Origin of the sequence: Methanocalculus sp., from assembly GCF_029762515.1 — an archaeon.
Classification (GTDB): Archaea; Halobacteriota; Methanomicrobia; order Methanomicrobiales; family Methanocorpusculaceae; genus Methanocalculus.
In genome coordinates this window covers 1-4,065 of record NZ_JARVGN010000202.1, presented here as the reverse complement: position 1 = coordinate 4,065, position 4,065 = coordinate 1, and the positions used below count along the sequence as shown (strand labels likewise).

The 4,065-nt window shown below is 52.5% G+C and carries 4 protein-coding genes; 2 read left to right on the top strand and 2 right to left on the bottom strand.

What is annotated here, in order from left to right:
* On the top strand, window positions 1-400 hold a 400-nt coding region (locus QCH34_RS07985; protein WP_300332636.1), incomplete at its 5' end, for a hypothetical protein.
* Window positions 387-2,186 (top strand): MASE3 domain-containing protein, encoded by a 1,800-nt coding sequence (locus QCH34_RS07980; protein WP_300332634.1) that lies wholly within the window; start codon window positions 387-389, stop codon window positions 2,184-2,186. The genes QCH34_RS07985 and QCH34_RS07980, both read left to right, overlap by 14 nt.
* Before the next feature lie 2 nt (window positions 2,187-2,188).
* Here the strand turns inward: QCH34_RS07980 and QCH34_RS07975 are convergent, their stop codons facing one another.
* Together QCH34_RS07975 and QCH34_RS07970 are read right to left on the bottom strand one after the other, a co-directional pair.
* Complete coding sequence (locus QCH34_RS07975) at window positions 2,189-2,737, bottom strand: hypothetical protein (protein WP_300332631.1); 549 nt, start codon at window positions 2,735-2,737, stop codon at window positions 2,189-2,191.
* 2 nt (window positions 2,738-2,739) lie between these two features.
* Window positions 2,740-4,065 (bottom strand): PAS domain S-box protein (locus tag QCH34_RS07970; protein WP_300332629.1); only part of this gene is annotated, 1,326 nt, incomplete at its 5' end.

Below are 4,065 nucleotides of genomic sequence, written 5' to 3'. Positions count from 1 at the left end.
CTCTAATGTGGAATACAGAACAATACCGATTGTCCTTATGACCGGCAAGATCTTCCTCCCCTCTGAGATGCTCGCCTATGGACCCCATATCTGCGGGTGGATTAAAAAGCCGATCCGGATGGAGCCCTTCACAAAGGCCATACAGCAGATATTTACCGAGCTTTCCGAGGATGAGAAGGTTGCAGAAGAGATGAAGGGGACGGCATCTCCGGAGGAGCGGCATGAGATTTCCCTGCACCGCCGCCGCCTCAGGGTGCTCCGCCAGATCTATGAGGGTATCAATGCCCAGTGCGTAACACCATCGGGTGATTCCTGTGAAGCGTGGGATGAGGATATCAAAGAGATGGATGAACTGATCGCACAGGAAGAGGAGTGGTGCAGGGCTCATGGGCTCATCTGAGGATAGGCGCCTGCGATTCTTCTTCCTCACACTCTTCATTTTTCTGGTCGCAACAACACTGACATCACTTGTCAATTACCTCCTCTTCCATACTATAGCCGAGCTCTTCTCTATTGTTATCGGATGTCTCATCTTTATGATCGCGTGGACGGCACGGGATCGGATCGAGAACAGCTACCTCCTCTTCATTGGGATCGGATATCTATTCATTGCAGGTATTGATCTCCTACACACCCTCGCTTTCAGGGGGATGAATATCTTTGCCGGGTACGATGCGAACCTCCCAACACAGCTCTGGATAGCAGCCCGGAGCCTCGAGGCGGCAACACTCCTGATCGCAGCGGTACTTATCCCGAGAAGAGTGAACCCGAAAATTCAGTTCGGGATCTATCTGGCCCTCGCCACCGCCCTCATCTGGTCAATATTCTCACCAGGGGTATTCCCTGACTGTTTCATCGAGGGGAGCGGGCTGACACCCTTCAAGATTTATATGGAGTATCTCCTCTCGATCCTCTTCGCCGCCACAGTACTGCTCCTCTACCAGAAGAAGGCATATTTCGAGCCCCGGATACTTCACCTGATGATTGCAGCGCTTGGAACAACCATTATCGCTGAGCTTGCATTCACCTTCTACATCGATGTCTACGGGCTCTCGAATCTGATCGGCCATCTCTTCAAGATCGTCTCGTTTGCCCTCATCTACCTCGCACTTGTAGATACAGGGATCAGGCGTCCGCTTGAGATCCTGTACCGCGATCTCGCAGAGAGCGAGAGGAAATTCCGGGGGCTCTTCAATGTGATGAACGAAGGGTTTGCATTCCATGAGATCGTGAGGGATGATGAGGGGAATGCTGTTGATTACCGGATCCTTGAGGTGAACCCGGCATTTGAAGAGAGCCTCTCCATTCCGGCAGCAGATGCGATCGGTAAAACATCCCGTGATCTCTATGGACTGGAAGAGCCGCCATTCCTGAAGCGATACGCCACTGTTGCAGATAATGGACAGCCAATCACCTTTGAGGAGTATCTCCCGCATCTGAACCGGTACTTCAAGATATCTGTCTTCTCTGAAAAGAAAGATAGATTTGCCACCATTTTTACAGACATCACCAGATCAGTCGAAGATCAAAAAGCACTCCATCTCGCCAATAAAAAGCTGAATCTACTGACAAGCCTCACCCGGCATGATATTGTAAACAATATCACAGCCGCCGAAGGGTACCTGTACCTGATCGATACAGAGGATATGCCGCCGGATACCATCCGGTACATCAATGGCCTTCGCGAACAGATCCGGGCGATACAGAGGAAGAATGAGTTTTCACGTGATTACCAGGACATGGGGATTGATGCGCCCACATGGCAGTCGCTTGAGCAGATTCTCGAGCAGTACCGTGCTGATCACAAAGAAAACGTGGTTATTGGAATTGAGAATGAACTTGCCGGCTACGAGATCTATGCGGATCCGATGCTGCCCCGCGTTTTCGAAAATCTCATTGGAAATGCACTCATCCATGGAAAGACGCTCACATACATCAGGTGGTATGCCGAGGAGAGCGCAGATCTACTCAGGATCATCTGTGAAGATGATGGCGCGGGTGTTCCTGACGGAAAGAAGGAGACGATCTTCAGGCCTGCGTTTGGAAGGAGCCATGGGTTTGGACTTTATCTTGTGAGCGAGATCCTCTCGATCACAGGGATCACAATCAGAGAGACCGGAACCTACGGAGAGGGGGCCCGGTTTGAGATAAATGTGCCCACGGAAAAATTCAGGAGGATCTCCTGACATTAATCCTCAAGGACAGTATCAACGAAGGTGGAGAGCTGCATCAGGAGATCGGGATCAAGCCCCTTCTCTGCTGCAAGGAAGACCCCTGCCACACCGGCGAGGCGGAGGCGGTTCGTCACGAAATGCATGAATTTTGAGATGTTCTGGGTAGGAAGGTAGATCAGCATCGTCGATACCGAGTCAAGGATGATGCAGGCTTTTTTCCCTTCCATCTGCTTCAGGATGGTGGTGACGGCAATTCCCATATCGGTCAGGTTTGAGGGGTGGTTGACATAGGTCGTCATCGGATCTGAGTCGGGCTCCTTTCCAAGGGAGTACCGGGTGATCGCATCGATATACCAGACTGATTGTGGATCGATTCCGGCTTTTTTGTAGAGCATTCTCAGGATCGGCGAGGGCTGGTTAGTGGTGATCACGATCGCGGCATAGCCGGCAGCGGTGATCTCACCAGCCAGCTGGATCGAGGCCTTCTTCATATCTTTTGGCTCTGCAAGGAGGAGATAGATCTCCCCCTCTTCGATCAGATGAGGAGCTTTTGCATCTGACATGGTCACTCCAGGAGGAACAATCGGTATGCCTCAGGAATATCTGCGCCCTCACCAGTGAGGGCGGCATTGAGTTCCCGGATCGTCTCTGCAATCTGTGCCAGGTGGGTCATCTGCACCCTCAGCCTGAGGGCGGCACTATCACAATCAATGGTATCATCATCGAACATCCCGAGGATATCCTCGATATTCTCATGCACAACCTCAACCGGCATCTTCAGACGGGCTGTTGCTTCCCTGATATACGCGATCATCGTCCGTTGCGCCTTCTTCACCTCTGTGATATCCCGGATGAGAAGCGAGAAGCCTTCACCACCGGAGAGCGGCGTTACAGAGATGATCACGTCATGCTCCATTCCCCGGCTGTCCGGCAGGATGGCGGAGACCAACGCATGATCCGATTGTGAGATCGCCTCAGCAATCCGATCTTCTCCCTCCTTCAGCCGGATCAGATCCAGAATCGGCGCATCAAGGGCGTTCTCTTTCGGAATACCTGTCATTTCTTCTGCTGCTTTGTTCCATGAGAGTATGGTGCCGGAGACGGAGACGCTGACGATCGCCTCCTGTGAGGTCTGTACGATCGTCGAGAGGAGCCGCATCTGCGACTCTGATCGCTTCTGTTCGGTCATATCACGGATCAGGATGATGATATGAGGACGGTTTTTGATCGTGACCCGTGAGATGTTGAGTTCGGCCGGGATCAGGCTGCCATCCTTTCTTCTGGAATCAAGCTCATAGGAGCCGGTCTTTGCAAGCACCGACTGCCATCTGTTGCGGTCAGTATCCGGCGCAAGGAGGTCGATGACTGTGCTGCCTCTTGCCTCCTGCTTCTGATACAGGAATATCCGCTCTGCCGCCGGATTCCAGTATGTAATGATTGCGTGTTCGTCCAGGAGGATGATCCCGTTATAGGCTGCTGATGTGATCCCGTGGAAGAGCTCCTCGCGTTCACGGAGCTGGCGTTTGTTTTGAACCTTATCGGTGATATCCACCCCGACAGCCACATACCCGGTGATGGTGCCCCCGGGTGATCTGACTTCGCTTGTGTTCCATGAGATATGCTTCTCTCTGCCATCCTCTGTGATGATCCGCGTCTCAAAATTCCGGAGATATGCCTCTTCCTCGATCACATCCGTGATCAGCTTCGTGATCTCTTTCCGGTACCCGGGATCCGGATACAGGCGCTTCCAGACTTCATTCTTTCCGACCACCTCCCCGGCAGGATAGCCGGTAATCTGTTCGGCAGCAACATTCCAGAAGAGGATCGTTCCATCCGGCGCGAGGAAGGTGACCAGGGCATTCATCCGCTCGATGATCGTCTGGTGAAAGAG

Excerpts from the sequence above, each read along its gene's own strand:
- QCH34_RS07980 (WP_300332634.1), top strand. The coding sequence starts at position 387 with ATGGGCTCATCTGAGGATAGGCGCCTGCGATTCTTCTTCCTCACACTC.
- QCH34_RS07975 (WP_300332631.1), bottom strand. The coding sequence starts at position 2,737 with ATGTCAGATGCAAAAGCTCCTCATCTGATCGAAGAGGGGGAGATCTAT.